General features: G+C 48.3%; 12 protein-coding genes. 6 read left to right on the top strand and 6 right to left on the bottom strand.

Annotation, left to right across the window (positions count from 1 at the left end; translation table 11 throughout):
• Window positions 1-29: 29 nt before the first annotated feature.
• The 4 genes from QZT80_RS08180 to QZT80_RS08165 are packed head-to-tail and all read right to left on the bottom strand — an operon-like array spanning window position 30 to window position 5,130.
• The gene (locus QZT80_RS08180; protein WP_295120349.1) at window positions 30-881 is read right to left on the bottom strand and encodes a DUF4249 domain-containing protein; all 852 of its coding nucleotides are present in this window, start codon (window positions 879-881) and stop codon (window positions 30-32) included.
• Complete coding sequence (locus QZT80_RS08175) at window positions 881-3,523, bottom strand: TonB-dependent receptor (RefSeq protein WP_295120346.1); 2,643 nt, start codon at window positions 3,521-3,523, stop codon at window positions 881-883. Before QZT80_RS08175 ends, QZT80_RS08180 begins: the two co-directional genes overlap by 1 nt.
• 28 nt (window positions 3,524-3,551) lie before the next feature.
• Window positions 3,552-4,541 (bottom strand): FecR family protein, encoded by a 990-nt coding sequence (locus tag QZT80_RS08170; RefSeq protein WP_295120343.1) that lies wholly within the window; start codon window positions 4,539-4,541, stop codon window positions 3,552-3,554.
• A 58-nt stretch (window positions 4,542-4,599) separates the two neighbouring features.
• Window positions 4,600-5,130, bottom strand: coding sequence for an RNA polymerase sigma-70 factor (locus QZT80_RS08165; RefSeq protein ID WP_295120340.1), 531 nt, complete (start codon window positions 5,128-5,130; stop codon window positions 4,600-4,602).
• Window positions 5,131-5,260: 130 nt separating this feature from the next.
• Between QZT80_RS08165 and QZT80_RS08160 the strand changes: the two genes are divergently transcribed.
• The 5 genes from QZT80_RS08160 (at window position 5,261) to QZT80_RS08140 (ending at window position 10,282) form a co-directional block, all read left to right on the top strand.
• Window positions 5,261-6,286, top strand: coding sequence for a quinone-dependent dihydroorotate dehydrogenase (locus tag QZT80_RS08160; RefSeq protein WP_295120337.1), 1,026 nt, complete (start codon window positions 5,261-5,263; stop codon window positions 6,284-6,286).
• Window positions 6,287-6,307: 21 nt separating this feature from the next.
• Window positions 6,308-7,075 (top strand): TerC family protein, encoded by a 768-nt coding sequence (locus QZT80_RS08155; RefSeq protein ID WP_295120334.1) that lies wholly within the window; start codon window positions 6,308-6,310, stop codon window positions 7,073-7,075.
• Between the two features lie 493 nt (window positions 7,076-7,568).
• A complete protein-coding gene (gene atpG, locus QZT80_RS08150) occupies window positions 7,569-8,453 on the top strand; it encodes an ATP synthase F1 subunit gamma (RefSeq protein ID WP_295120331.1) in 885 nt (294 codons plus the stop codon).
• Between the two features lie 133 nt (window positions 8,454-8,586).
• The gene (scpB, locus tag QZT80_RS08145) at window positions 8,587-9,831 is read left to right on the top strand and encodes an SMC-Scp complex subunit ScpB (RefSeq protein WP_295120328.1); all 1,245 of its coding nucleotides are present in this window, start codon (window positions 8,587-8,589) and stop codon (window positions 9,829-9,831) included.
• A 277-nt stretch (window positions 9,832-10,108) separates the two neighbouring features.
• Window positions 10,109-10,282 carry a hypothetical protein gene (locus QZT80_RS08140; RefSeq protein ID WP_295120325.1) on the top strand — a complete coding sequence of 58 codons (174 nt, stop codon included), beginning with the start codon at window positions 10,109-10,111 and terminating at the stop codon, window positions 10,280-10,282.
• A 329-nt stretch (window positions 10,283-10,611) separates the two neighbouring features.
• On the opposite strand, the gene QZT80_RS08135 is transcribed toward QZT80_RS08140, so the two are convergent.
• On the bottom strand, window positions 10,612-11,451 hold the full coding sequence (locus QZT80_RS08135; RefSeq protein ID WP_295120323.1) for an endonuclease/exonuclease/phosphatase family protein: 840 nt from the start codon (window positions 11,449-11,451) through the stop codon (window positions 10,612-10,614).
• A gap of 198 nt (window positions 11,452-11,649) precedes the next feature.
• On the opposite strand from QZT80_RS08135, the gene QZT80_RS08130 reads away from it, so the two are divergent.
• On the top strand, window positions 11,650-12,810 hold the full coding sequence (locus QZT80_RS08130; protein ID WP_295120320.1) for a 1-acyl-sn-glycerol-3-phosphate acyltransferase: 1,161 nt from the start codon (window positions 11,650-11,652) through the stop codon (window positions 12,808-12,810).
• Between the two features lie 44 nt (window positions 12,811-12,854).
• Here the strand turns inward: QZT80_RS08130 and QZT80_RS08125 are convergent.
• Window positions 12,855-13,801 (bottom strand): VOC family protein (locus QZT80_RS08125; protein WP_295120318.1); only part of this gene is annotated, 947 nt, incomplete at its 5' end.

Genomic DNA, 13,801 nt, shown 5'->3' with positions numbered 1-13,801 from the left:
TTGTCCATACCAAATTTAAGGTTTCCTGATCAATTTGCCTTAAACGGAACGCGGGTACTGTTAATACCTGCCACAATGCCATAACCGCCGGTTACATTTGAAAAAACCGTAGCTGGTTCAACCAGGGGATTCTCCACATTAGCACCCTGATACTGAAGGCTTTTCAGGTACTTGAAAGCCGTTGGGGTAAGCGCGGTGACTTCCACCACCAGGTACTGATCTGCCGGTAAAGGATTTTCTGTTTGCATCACTACATTTACCTCGCTGCCGCTAAACCTTTCGTCGCTAATGATATTCGTGACATAATATTCGCGGCTGAAGATATCGATGAACTCATTATTATAAGAAGGATCAAAACGCACTTTCAGCGGTGTTACCGGAACTGGCCGGCCGCCGGATACCTCTGCCAGGTAAATACGAAAGCGGTAATAATCGGTAAAACCTGCACGGTCCTGCAGCTTAAACTGAATTCTGTTACCACCCACAAAACCCGAGGGCAGACCTACCATAGGTTGCTGCGGCAGCGAATCAACAGCACTTACAGCAGTAAGATTATCGGCGGTGGCTTTTACCTTATAGTTGTAACCATATTTTATTTGCCGGGCAGATACAAAATATCCCAAACCATTAATCACTTTGCGGGTAACCGGAATTTCCTGGTCGTTCTCGAACAGCGACACCGTGGCCTTATCCAGTTCCGTAAATGAGTTGCTGCCCGGCGGCTCACTTTTGGTAACACGTATATACACCACACTATCTACCTGCATAAAGGCGTTTACCACTATTTTATCCCCATCATACGGCAAATCCATATCCACCGTCTTCAGGCAGGAAGTAAACAGGAAAGCGCTAATTATCAGCAATGTTATCTTTCTCATCATTAAAAACGCATTGAAAAAGTGAGACTCGGCAATACAGGGATCAGCGTTAACTGTGTAAGCTCCCGTTTTCCGGTTCCCTCATTATGAGCATAATAGTAATAGAACGGGTTCATTTGGTTATAAGCATTATACACGCTTAGGTTGATCATATAGGCAAATAGTTTCCGCTGCCAGTTATAACTAACGCTAACGTCCAGGCGATGCTGCTCGGCCATACGGAGTGTATTTCGATCTTTCACCAGGTCTACCTGTCCATTGCCAGGGTCCACGACCGGGTCGTACGGCGAAGCGCCAGTACCAGGTTCATAACTGGCCGAAGGCATCGTTAAAGGAACGCCCGAGGAAAATTCCCAGTTAGCAGCCAGTTCCCAGTTCTTTTTGAACTTATGCATAATGGTGAATTCCACATCATGCAAACGATCGTACTTGTAAGGGAAGACACGGCCGTTGTTGATAGTGGGAAAACTGCGGTTAGAGCGCGACAGCGTGTAGGCTACAGAACCCTGTGTACGACCGGTTTTCTTTTGCACCAGCAACTCCATTCCATAACTGCTGCCACTCCCTCTGATTACTTTTTCATCCCAGTTTTTTGAAGCAGACTGAAAATTCGATACCTGTTCTTCGTACTCAATTACGTTATTCAGCGACTTATAATAACCTTCCAGTGAAACTTCGTACTGCTGATCTTTACTGGTTTTGGCGAGTCCAATTGCCACCTGGTTAGACGTCATGGGTTTTACCTTTTCGGTAACCGGTACCCAGAGATCGGTAGGCAGGTAAGTATTGTTATTGGTGAGCAGGTGAATGTATTGCACCATGTTGGTATAAGACAATTTCACTGCCCAGTTACGCGGCAACATGTAACGAAAACCCAGCCGGGGCTGTACCGAAACATAGGTTTTAGGAAATATCATGAAGGCTGAGATATGCACGCCCAGGTTGAGGTGCAGGGAGTCGCGGATGCGCCAGTCGTCTTCGCCGTACAGCGACAACTCGAGTCCTCCGGGTTTCTGTTTGTTATAAACTGTATCCGTTTTAGGCCGGTCTTCTCCATCATCAGCAAACTGAGTGATACCCGGTTCAAAAATATGATAGGTACTATGCAGTCCGAAACGCACTGCATGATCAGGATGCGGCCTGTAATCAAAATCCATTTTTAAAGAGCCGTTCTGTGAACGGGAATAATACTTGCCGAACAGGTTATCTCTGTCGGGCACTTTGTACGACTCGTATCGATAACGATAGTCTGTCAGGAAAAAGAACTGGGAAAAGCTGGTGGTGACATTAGAAAACAGCCTTGGATTAAATATATGGTTCCAGCGTATGGAATAAATCTGGTTGCCCCAGCCTAACCTGAAATTGAGATATTCATTGAAACTTTTCACCCCATCTGCATCGAACTTATCAATGTCCTTCAGCACCTTCATATTATCCTGCCCGCCGTAAGCACTGATGAACAAACGGTCGCGCGAAGAAAAGATGTGGTTGATCTTAGCATTCACATCATAGAAGTAGGCGAAGAATTCACCTTTTTCGCCAAGTTCCAGTTCCTGGTCAGCCAGGTCGCTAAGATACATATCGAACAAGCTGCGCCGGCCGGTAACCACAAACGATGTCTTATTTTTCCAGATGGGCCCTTCCACCATAAACTTCGCAGAAAGTATGCCCAGCGATACCTCGCCATGATACTTACGCATATCTCCGTCTTTAAGTGAGATATCGGCTACCGACGACAAACGGCCACCATATCTGGCCGGGAACGCGCCCTTATACAGCTCGACATTCTTTACCATGTCCGGATTAAAAACAGAGAAAATGCCAAAAGCGTGGGAAGGATTATATACCGGCGTACCGTCCAGCAACACCAGGTTCTGATCGGGGCTGCCACCACGCACATTCAGTCCGCTAGCGCCTTCACGGCCGCCGCTTACGCCGGGCATCGACATCATTGCACGCATCACATCCGCCTCTCCCAATAACTTTGGCATCGCTTTTACACTCACCATTGGCAGGCTCACACGACTCATCTGCGTTTGGTCTTGCAGCTTGGGTGTAGACTCCGATACTTCTACCTGTTTTAACATATTCGATGGCGTAAGCTGCACTTTGATCTGCCGGCTCATTTTATCCTCCAGCCTTAATACCAGGGGGTCGTAGCCGAGGTAAGTAACAATCAGGGTAAGGGTATCTTTTTTAGTGGTGATACTATAGAAGCCATATTGGTTGGTAACCGTGCCCACCTGCAGCACAGGCGAATAAATGGTAGCACCGATCAGCCTTTCGCCCGTGCGCCCATCCTCTATATAACCATTAATGGTACGTTGTTCTTTCTTTTTCACCGTAAGTACGATCTGTTCACCGATCTTTTTATACTCCACCCCATTTTCTTCGAACAGCATTTCCATTACACGTTTGAGCGGAACGTTCTTCACATCAATATCTACCGGCTGCGACATTTTTACAATATCGCGGCTGTAGGCAAACAAAATACCGTATTCTTTTTCGAGATGACGACATACTTCGTGCAGGGGTTGTTTTTTGAGGGAAACAGATACACGTGTACGCCAGTTCCATGCCCACGACTGTAGCGGACAATATAGCAAAAGCATTCCCAACAGCAGTTTCCTGGCTAGCGGTTTCATTATAAGGCGTTACGAGTTATAGCTTTTATTATTCGATGATATACAGACCCGGGGCTTTAATTTCTATCGTTGTATTTGTCATAAATTCCAGCGTTTCCAATACCTTCTCTATAGGTTCGTTGCTGAAATTAGTTTTTAGAGGCATTTTTAACAGCGCCGCATCTTTCACTTCAAACTTCACGTTATACACCGTTTCCACTGTTTCCAGCACTGCCGAAAGCGGGGCGTCGTCAAACGACAATTCCTTTTTCTCTACGCTTACCACATGTTCTACTATCTGCGGTTTAACACCGGGCTTTTCCTGGTGCAGCAGCATGCCGGGCGTAAGCACTACGCTCCTGTTTTGTTTGCTGCTCATCACCATAATTTTACCACTTACTACGTGAATATTTAGTGGTATGTTCTCACGGAAGTCGATAGAGAACTGTGTTCCCAGCACCCTTACCTTCATATCGTCGTTCATGCGCACTTCGAAGGGGTGCTTTTCATCGGCCGTGATATCGAAAAAGGCTTTTCCTTTGAGATATACTACCCTGTCATTTTTGCCAAAATCGCCGGCAACTGTAATTTCGGAGAGGCTGTCCAGCTTCACCGTACTGCCATCGGGCAGGGTTTGTACCAGCGGGCCGGCCAGGGCCTTCACCACTGCATCCTCTTTATAAATCATATTATAAAGACCAAGTCCTACGGCGATAACCACCACTGCCGCCGCGGCATAATACCAGCGGAAGCCCGGCTTTTTGGTTTCGGGCAGCTTAAATACCGGTGTTTCCTGCACTTCAGGCTGAATGGTATTTAAAAGCCTTTGCCACGAAGCCTCCGTATCCACTGTTTGACTGCTGAACTGCGCCGGCATTGGCGCGTTCAGCATTTTACGCACCCCATCGAGCACCGCCTTATTGGCGGTGTTCCCCTGTAACCAGGAGTCCACCCATTGCCTTTCTACAGCGTCTGCTTCATTAAGCAGGTACTTGCAGAGCAGGGAATACAATGCCTCGTCGGGATGTAATTCGCTCATTTGAACAGTGTAACTTTTATATGTGACGCGTGGAGGGTAGGTAGCCCCCTACGCCGTTCTAATTTTTTTTCATGATCTGTAACAGCACCAGTAGCAGCGGCAGGTATTCCCTCAGTTCCCCGTGCAGAATTTTGAGGGCTTTCCCCATCTGGTTCTCCACGGTTTTAACAGAAATATCCATGACTACGGCTATTTCGGCATACTTCAGGTGCTGCTGACGGCTTAATACAAAAACCTCTCGGCAGCGTTCCGGCAACTTTTCAAGTGCCTTATGCAGCAACTTTTCCAGTTCGCGGGCCTGTACGTTCGATTCTATCGTAGCGGTCTGCAACTGGCCAAAGCCCGTTTCCCGGTCGCTGCGCACCTGTTGTTTACGCCACTGACTGATGGCAGTGTTGCGGATGGCGGTAAACAGGTAAGATTTTACGGAACCCGTAATAGCGATAGCCGCCCGCTTTTCCCATAACTGGGCGAAAACAAGCTGTACTACCTCCTCCCCATCCAGCGGATCGCCCGTATAATGCCTGGCGAAAGCCAGGCAGTGAGCATGGTATTCCTTAAATATCTTTTCGAATTCCCGTAACTCCATCTGTGCAATTAACAGGGCAAATGTAATTTGCCCAGCCCAAACTTCAAGTAGTCTGCGCGGAATTATAGTAAATATTGACGAAAGGTAATATACATCTGATATTTACCTATACTTTATCTTTGCACCACGCATGTACGGAATTATAAAGAAAATACTCTTCGGCTTTCCTCCTGAAAGCATTCACCACAGCGTTATGCGTGGTTTAAAAACGATCAATGGTCTTCCTTTTGGCAAGGACCTTTTAGGCGCATTTTGCAAGCCCGACAACAGCGGACTGCAAAAAGAAGTATTCGGCCTCACCTTCAGCAACCCTGTAGGTTTGGCTGCCGGCTTCGACAAAGACGCTAAATATATCGATGAGCTGGCCCAGCTCGGTTTTGGCTTCGTTGAAATAGGTACGGTAACACCAGTTGCCCAGCCAGGCAACGATTTGCCCCGCCTTTTCCGCCTGCCGGCCGACCAGGCGCTGATTAACCGGATGGGCTTTAATAACGAAGGCGCCAAAGCGGCCGCTAAACGTTTAACGCTGCGCAAGTCCAATATTATAGTGGGCGGCAACATCGGTAAAAATAAACTGACGCCAAACGAGGATGCTGTAAGCGATTACGAAAAGTGTTTCCACGCCCTGTACGACGGGGTGGATTATTTTGTAGTGAATGTTAGTTCGCCCAACACGCCAGGTTTACGGGCCCTGCAGGAAAAAGAGCCGCTTAAACAACTGCTGCACCACCTGCAAACCATTAACAATCAAAAGCCTAAGGCTAAACCCATACTGCTTAAAATTGCCCCGGACTTAACGCTGGAGCAACTGGACGATATTATCGAGATTGTACACGAAACTAAGCTGGCGGGCATTGTAGCCACCAATACCACCATCAGCCGCGAACACCTTGTTACGCCTGCCGCCGAACTGGAGAAGATAGGCGCGGGAGGGTTAAGCGGACTGCCGGTAAAAGAAAAAGCCACGGAAGTAATTCGTTACATCCACCGCAAATCGGGCGGCAGCATTCCAATTATTGCTGTGGGCGGTATTTTCACCGCAGCCGACGCCCAGGAAAAACTGGATGCCGGCGCCGCACTGGTACAGGTATACACTGGCTTCATCTACGAAGGCCCTGCTATCGTAAAGAAAATTTGCCAGGGACTTAAAAAGTAAATAACCCAACTAAAATAAATCATGGAACATCTGCTTACGGTTGATTCGCTAATCAGCCTGCTCACTTTGGTGCTGATGGAAGTTGTGCTCGGGATCGACAACGTAATTTTCGTATCTATTGTAATGAACCGCCTACCGGAGGAAAAAAGACTGGCGGCGCGTCGTATCTGGATGTTAACCGGCATTGCGGTACGTATTGTACTGTTGCTTTGCATCGGTTACATTGTAAGGGCGGTACACCCCCTGTTCACCATCTGGGGTCACGGTTTTAGTCTTCGCGACCTGATCATGCTGGCCGGTGGACTGTTTTTGCTGGTAAAAACAACGATGGAGATTCACCACAAGCTGGAGGGCGAGGAAGAAGCCACTATCCAGAAAGGCGCTGCGGGCGGTACCGCCAAGCTGGCCAATGTGGTAGGACAAATCATCCTTATCGATACTGTTTTCTCGTTCGACAGTATCATTACAGCCGTAGGTTTGGCCAAACATGTACCGATTATGATCATTGCGGTGGTGATCGCCATGTTCGTGATGTTCCTGTTCGCCCCTAAGATCAGCGACTTCATCCACAAACATCCTACGTTTAAGATGCTGGCACTCAGCTTCCTGGTAATGGTGGGTGTGGTATTGATCGTGGAAGGCTGGAGCGCGTCGGCGGCACATGACCTGCACCTGAAGAACTATGTATACTTCGCTATGGCCTTCTCGTTCCTGGTAGAACTGCTGAATATGAAGATGCGGAAGAATACCAAACCCGTTGAACTTCGGGAACCGAAGCTGGAAGAATAATATTACAAAGAGCCCCGCAGCATTGCGGGGCTCTTTGTTTAAATACTATCAGGTTGAGGGCAGGTCTGCTACACTATGGACCGACGATGAACCGACCATGAACCGACGAACCATGCTTTCACCTTGCTTTCTACCAGGGGTTAGGCAGGCTTGAGGAATCTTGTTCTTATATTATTTTGCCTGGCAGCTTACGCTTTGACCTATCCCTGCTTTTTAACAGCGTTGTGTTTCCCTTTCGGTACCATGTCATTTTAGAAAGGAAAAGCTGCCCGCTACGGCATACATACCACCGCGCTGAAAGACCTAAACTTTGCCCAGTGTTGTACCTACGGCTGAAGAGAGCGACGCAACGGCGGCTAAATAGTTGTTCAAAAGCCCGCCCATATTGAATAATAATTTATCCTTCCGGGTATTTCCGAATTAATCGTTGTTTACTTACCTTTGCACCCGAAAATGAGGGGTTTTGCCCTTTTATATAAATCCATAATATTATATGTCTGGACAGCTTAAAGAAGTTCGTAACCGTATAAAATCTGTACAATCTACCCAGCAGATCACTAAAGCCATGAAAATGGTGAGTGCTGCAAAACTGCGCCGTGCCCAGGATGCTATTCAGCAAATGCGCCCTTACGCAGTTAAACTGCAGGAAATGCTCCAAAACATCGTTAGCAGCACCGAAGGTGAGCTGGAAATGTCTTTGGCTGCTACCAGGCAGGTAGAAAAAGTACTGATCGTGGTAGTAACCTCCGACAGGGGACTCTGCGGCGCCTACAACTCCAACATCATTAAGCTGGCTAAACAAACTATCCGGGAGAAATATTCAGAGCAGTACGCGAAAGGCAATGTAGAAATACTGCCGATCGGTAAAAAAGGCTTCGAAGCATTCTCTAAAGCTGGTTTTAAAGTAAACGACGAACATTGGACCATTTTCGCCGACCTGAGCTTCGAAGCAGTTAAACATGCTGCAGCCGTTGCCCTTGAAGGTTATACAAAAGGTGATTACGATGCGGTGGAACTTGTATACAGCCAGTTCAGGAACGCTGCTACCCAGGTATTTACCGTAGAACAGTTCCTGCCTATCGCGAAAGTTGAAAACACGGAATCTAAAGGCCTTAAAGCCGATTACATATTCGAACCCGAAAAAGACGTGCTGATCGCCGAACTGATGCCGAAAATCCTGAACACACAGTTCTTCAAAGCTGTACTGGACGGTCAGGCTTCTGAACATGGTGCCAGGATGACTGCTATGGATAAAGCATCTGAGAATGCTGCCGACATCCTCCGCAGCCTGAAAATTTCTTACAACCGTGCCCGTCAGGCCGCTATTACAACGGAACTGACCGAGATCGTGAGCGGTGCTGCTGCCCTGGTTGGATAATTATTCACAAGAAATCAACAGCATTTTATTTATATTTTTGGAATAAGGTCAAAGACTGTATTTTCGGTCTTTGACTTTTTTCTTTTACGCCGGGGGCGCAGGTTCCCGCACATTCAAAGCACACGCACCCAATATGGAAATCTCCCAGCTCATCCCTCATGTGGAAGCCCTGATTTTTGCAGCCGACAGACCGTTGCCGGCCGCGGACATACTGGAACTCCTGAATAGCGCACTGGCCTTTTTAGAGGACCGTGCCTCTATGGAGCAGGTAGAAACCGCCATTGAAGCCATTTCCGAAAAATACAATTCAGAGTTTTACGCCTTCGAAGTGCGCGAAAGCGGCGGCGGGTATCAATTCCTTACTAAAAGGGATTATTACCAGACCGTAGCCCAGTTAAACGGCGAGAAGTATCTCAAACGACTTTCCACCGCCGCCCTGGAAACCCTGGCCATCATTGCCTACAAACAACCCATTTCCAAAGGCGAAATAGAACACATCCGCGGCGTAAGCACCGATTACTCTATCACCAAACTGCTGGAAAAGGAACTCATCGTGATATCTGGCCGTAGCGAGGATTTACCCGGTAAACCCCTGCTCTACCGCACCTCCAAAGCCTTCATGGATTATTTCGGCATCAACTCCCCCGCCGATTTACCCAAACTCAAAGAAGTTTTCGACGAAGAATATATCCAGCCCACCCTCATGGACCAAACCGAGGACAGCCCCACGGCCATCCCCGCATCCACAGAGGAAGAACTGGAGGCCGAAGGTCATTTCATCGTTTCTGAGGATGGAGAACTAACGAAAACCGTCACCCTTATGATCGATGACGAGGTAGCGGAAGAAGGCGAAAGCGAAGGTGACGAAGGCCCGCAGGGTATTGTGGTGCCTACAGAAGTTGCTGAAGGCGATGTAGTGGAGGATGAAGATTATGAAGACGACGCCATCGTTGATGTTTCCGCCGAAGAACCGACAGAGGAAATGCCCGGTGCGGATGCTGATGAAGATTCTGTTATAGAGGGTGAGGATGAGGAGGATGAGGAGATTTTAGATGAGTTGAATACGGGTATAGAGGTGGATTTGTCCACTACCGAAACGTTGGAGGACGGCTCGATCATTGAACACATACATATTCAGGAAATAATGCCGGACCCTCTTGAAATGGAGGATACTGGAGATGAGGAACTGTTTACAGAAGAATCATCTAAAGAAAAGAGCGAAGATGAGGAAGATGAAGATGATGAGGAGGAGGAAGATGAAGATGAAGATGATGAAGACGAAGATGAGGATGAGGAGGAAGATGAGGATGAGGATGAGGATGAGGAAGATGATGAAGAAGATGAGGATAGTGAAAATGATGATGACAAAAAGAAGTAATCATAAACGAAGCCGGTCACTGATGACCGGCTTTGTTATTTTATAAGCCCTGGCCCGAGGCTGGTGTGAGCTGCGAGCCTCTCCCAGCGCGTCATGGCGAGGAACGAAGTCTTCCTCGTGTGTAGTCATTGCCTGCAATAACTGGTTGTAGGGAAAGCGGGGAAGCGTTACATGCTTACCTTCACGGGGGCTGTGCCAGGCGAAAGTGCCGATGCTTCGCTCCTGCCAATTTACCCTGGCTCGCAAGCCTTTACTGAAGCGAAGACTGCGCACGAGGATGGCTTCGTTCCTCGCCATGACGATCGGGGTAAGCGTTGTTCCGGTAACACACCTGCGCGCAGCGCTTTTTACTGAAGCGAAGACTGCGCACGAGGATGGCTTCGTGCCTCGCCATGACGATTGGGGTAAACGTTGCTCCGGTAACACACCTGCGCACAGCGCTTTTTACTGAAGCGAAGACTGCGCACGAGGATGGCTTCGTGCCTCGCCATGACGGTCGGGGAAAGGCCGCCAGACCAACGAAGGAACGCTTCTCGCGCCTGACCAAAGCGACGGTTTCCTTCACTGCGTTCACGATGACGGGTAGCGAGATGCCCGGTATGTCAACGTTAAAACATACCTCGCGCCTGACTAACGCCAAGACCGAAGCAAAAGTGCCCTTCATTTCATTCGCAATGATGATCCGGAAGAAGCTTGCGGTGATCGACTACAGAGAAGTACCATCAAAAAAAATGACGAGCCTTTATCAAGCCCGTCATTCTACATTAAAAAGTTTATCGCTTACTTCAACTCCAACAACACCTGCACCGGAAAATGATCCGAAGGATATTTACCACGGTAAGTATCCGTCAAGATTCCCCATTTGGAAGCAGAGAACTGCGGGGTCACGAAGATGTGATCGATTACGCCTTCGTCATCTATCTGTTTTCCAAAACTGTTGTACGAAGAATTATTTGCGTAAGGGTATTTCACCATGCCGTAAGTGTCTTTAATGATGCCCGAAGTGGCCAGTATTTTATAGGGCTCGCTTTCTGGTTTAGCGTTGAAATCGCCGGTGAGGATTACCGGTGATTTACCGGCGATGGCGGGGATTTTTGCGAGTAACAATTTGCTGCTTTCGCGGCGCGCTACTTTGCCCTGGTGGTCGTAATGAACGTTGAAGAAGTAAAAGGTTTTCTTCGATTTGATGTCTTGTAATTTTACCCAGGAGCAAATGCGGTTGCAGCAGGTGGCATCCCAGCCGAGGCCTGGTTTATCGGGTGTTTCGGACAGCCAGAAGTCGCCTTTATCGAGCAGTTTGAATTTATCTTTTTTGAAGAAGATAGCAGAATGTTCGCCCGCATCGCCGCCATTGTCGCGGCCTTTGCCGTAACGTTCGTAGTTAGGCAGCGCGGTAGCAACGTCGTCCAACTGGTTTTTCAGCGCTTCCTGGGTGCCGAAAATATCGAAGTCGTGGTAACGGATCAGGTTAGCCACGATGGGGGCACGGTTTTTCCAGAGGTTACCCGTGTCTTTCGGGTTGTCGTAACGCAGGTTGTACGTGCCGATGTTCAGTTGCTGCGCCTGGGCCAGTGGCGCAAGCAGGGCGCAGAAAAGCAGCGTAGTCAGTATCTTCTTCATCCTTTCTAATTTGGTCTAAATATAAAACAAAGAATGTTGCAGCTACAGTAGTTTGTATGACCGGTATGTTAAGATTTGTGGACCAGCTTTAGTACTGCTATTGACCATCCGTTGCGACGCTCCGTTCAGCGGCGGGAAGGCTGGCCGGGCATAGAAATGCGGGAATTTAACTATCTTGTCGGCCAATTTTTACACACTTTGTTATATCTATACGCTAAATATACCGCGCGCACGGCGCTTAAGATATTCTCCAGCCGTTTATACATCGGCGGTTACGACTTCTCGCAAATCGAGGGACCGATCGTATTGGCCGTCAACCACTCCGGCTCTTTCCTGGATGCCATGATGCTGGGCGCGCTCTGGAACCGCGACATCCACTTCCTGGCCCGTGGCGATGCTTTTAAGAAGCCGCTGGCTAACAAGTTGCTCACCGCGCTGCACAATATTCCCATCTTCCGCCTTAGTGAAGGCAAAGAGAACCTCGGCAACAACGACGAAACGTTTGAACGCTGCCAGGAAATCTTCCGTAAAAAGGGTATTGTACTCATCTTTGCCGAAGGACTTTGCATACACGAATGGAAACTGCGCCCGGTAAAGAAAGGTACGGCCCGCATGGCACTCAGCGCCTGGGAAGATAAAACGACCGAAGATCTCACCATCCTGCCTATCGGTGTGAATTACAGTTCCTTCCACAACTTCGATGCCCGCATCTTTATTAATGTTGGCGCACCTATCAGTGCAAAAACAGTGGAAGAAGCGAAGGGCATGGTGAACCCTTTACAGGTAAACCGTGTACTCACCACGGCTATGGAAGAACAGATCTTCCACTTCCCGAACGAAGACGCTACGTATGCCGCTGCCTACGCCGCCATGCTGTACAACGCACCTACGACCAATAAAGACGTGATACATGCCATGGGCAAAAAGCTGGAGGCAACGCCGAAAGAAAAATTATCTTTCTTCCCCACGCCCGGCCATAAAGCCATTGCCTGGAACAGCACGCAACTCATCTTCTCATTCATTACCGCGTTAATACTCTGTATCCCTGCACTGGCAGGCTTCCTGCTTAATGCGCCTTACTACTATCCTGTCAGGAACTTCGCCCGCAAAAAGACCCGCAAAACGGTGTTCTTCGGATCAGTGTTCTTTGGTTTGCTGATGATCACGTACCCATACTATGCACTCATCCTCTCAGCACTGACCTGTATATTCCTCGGACCATGGGGATTATTAGGCCTGGTGGTACTACCATTCCTCGGCTGGACGGTGAATAAATTCCGTGATAGCTGGTGGAGATTAGTAAACTGGGGGAAACTGAAAAAAGAGGACAGGGAATATTTAAGACAACTATTCAACTAACATAAAAAGGAAAGCACCGCGGTTAATGCGGTGCTTTCCTTTTATTATTTCACTTTGCTCCAGGCCATACAACCGATCATCCAGTTGGGCAGGGGCTTTTGTACTTTACGTTTTGTGAGGTCTAAGTACCAGCCTATCTTTTTGAGGATGGGCACTTTATGTGTTTCCACCAATTCTATCAATGTACCATCCGGATCTTCCAGGTAGGCGAAACGGCCTGCGGCCTGGCCCATGGAAAAGGAATCGGCACTATCGATCGTAAAAGGGAAACCGGCTGCTGTAGCCTGCTCTTTCAGTTTCACCATATCAGTAACATCGAGGCAAAGATGAATGAAACCAAGGTCGCCCCAATAGCGGTTCTCGAATATTTTACGGGGACTGCGTTCGAGGCATTGCACCAGTTCAATTTCAACACCACCTAACAGACGGGAAAATGCACCGTTTTCTTTACCGGTTTTACGCAGTAATACACGACGGTATTTTTCGCCTGCATATGCTGGCTGCGGTATATCATCGAAATGACCGGTAACATCGTATATCACTTCATTAATACCCAGTACATCGCGGTATAACTTCAGGGCTTTATCAATATCGCTCACACCGATCACGGCACCGTAAACACCACCTACGTTGTGCGTAGGCGCAGGATCGCGGAACCATTCTTTGCTTTGTACGACGTTGAAGTAATTACCCTGAGGGTCTTGCAGCCAGAAGTGTTTATCGCCATGCGCACCTTTTACGATGGCAGATACCGTAGCGTTTTCGGCCAGGTAAAAACGGTGAGCAGCATCGATATCGTTGCATTTGATCTTAGCAGCAAAAGTACCCAGATCACCAAATGCAGGTGTGAAGTCGGCAGGAACTGGCGTTCTGCTCACGTACTGCCATATTTCCATACCACCGCCACCGGCAATGTTGAGGGTAAGCAGTGCGTGGCGGGAATGTACTTTACCGCCGGTATAGATGGTCATTAAAGGAGCTTCGGCCGCAT

Origin of the sequence: uncultured Chitinophaga sp. (assembly GCF_902168175.1) — a bacterium.
Lineage (GTDB): Bacteria > Bacteroidota > Bacteroidia > Chitinophagales > Chitinophagaceae > Chitinophaga.
The sequence above is the reverse complement of the archived record's forward strand: the minus strand, read 5'-3'. Positions and strand labels throughout refer to the sequence as shown.

What these genes read in the sequence shown, in the direction of transcription:
- QZT80_RS08135 (WP_295120323.1), bottom strand. Translation starts at nt 11,451, where the DNA reads ATGAAGAAGATACTGACTACGCTGCTTTTCTGCGCCCTGCTTGCGCCA.
- QZT80_RS08180 (WP_295120349.1), bottom strand. Translation starts at nt 881, where the DNA reads ATGATGAGAAAGATAACATTGCTGATAATTAGCGCTTTCCTGTTTACT.
- QZT80_RS08165 (WP_295120340.1), bottom strand. Translation starts at nt 5,130, where the DNA reads ATGGAGTTACGGGAATTCGAAAAGATATTTAAGGAATACCATGCTCAC.
- QZT80_RS08140 (WP_295120325.1), top strand. Translation starts at nt 10,109, where the DNA reads ATGGCTTCGTTCCTCGCCATGACGATCGGGGTAAGCGTTGTTCCGGTA.
- scpB (WP_295120328.1), top strand. Translation starts at nt 8,587, where the DNA reads ATGGAAATCTCCCAGCTCATCCCTCATGTGGAAGCCCTGATTTTTGCA.
- QZT80_RS08175 (WP_295120346.1), bottom strand. Translation starts at nt 3,523, where the DNA reads ATGAAACCGCTAGCCAGGAAACTGCTGTTGGGAATGCTTTTGCTATAT.
- QZT80_RS08155 (WP_295120334.1), top strand. Translation starts at nt 6,308, where the DNA reads ATGGAACATCTGCTTACGGTTGATTCGCTAATCAGCCTGCTCACTTTG.
- QZT80_RS08160 (WP_295120337.1), top strand. Translation starts at nt 5,261, where the DNA reads ATGTACGGAATTATAAAGAAAATACTCTTCGGCTTTCCTCCTGAAAGC.
- QZT80_RS08170 (WP_295120343.1), bottom strand. Translation starts at nt 4,541, where the DNA reads ATGAGCGAATTACATCCCGACGAGGCATTGTATTCCCTGCTCTGCAAG.
- atpG (WP_295120331.1), top strand. Translation starts at nt 7,569, where the DNA reads ATGTCTGGACAGCTTAAAGAAGTTCGTAACCGTATAAAATCTGTACAA.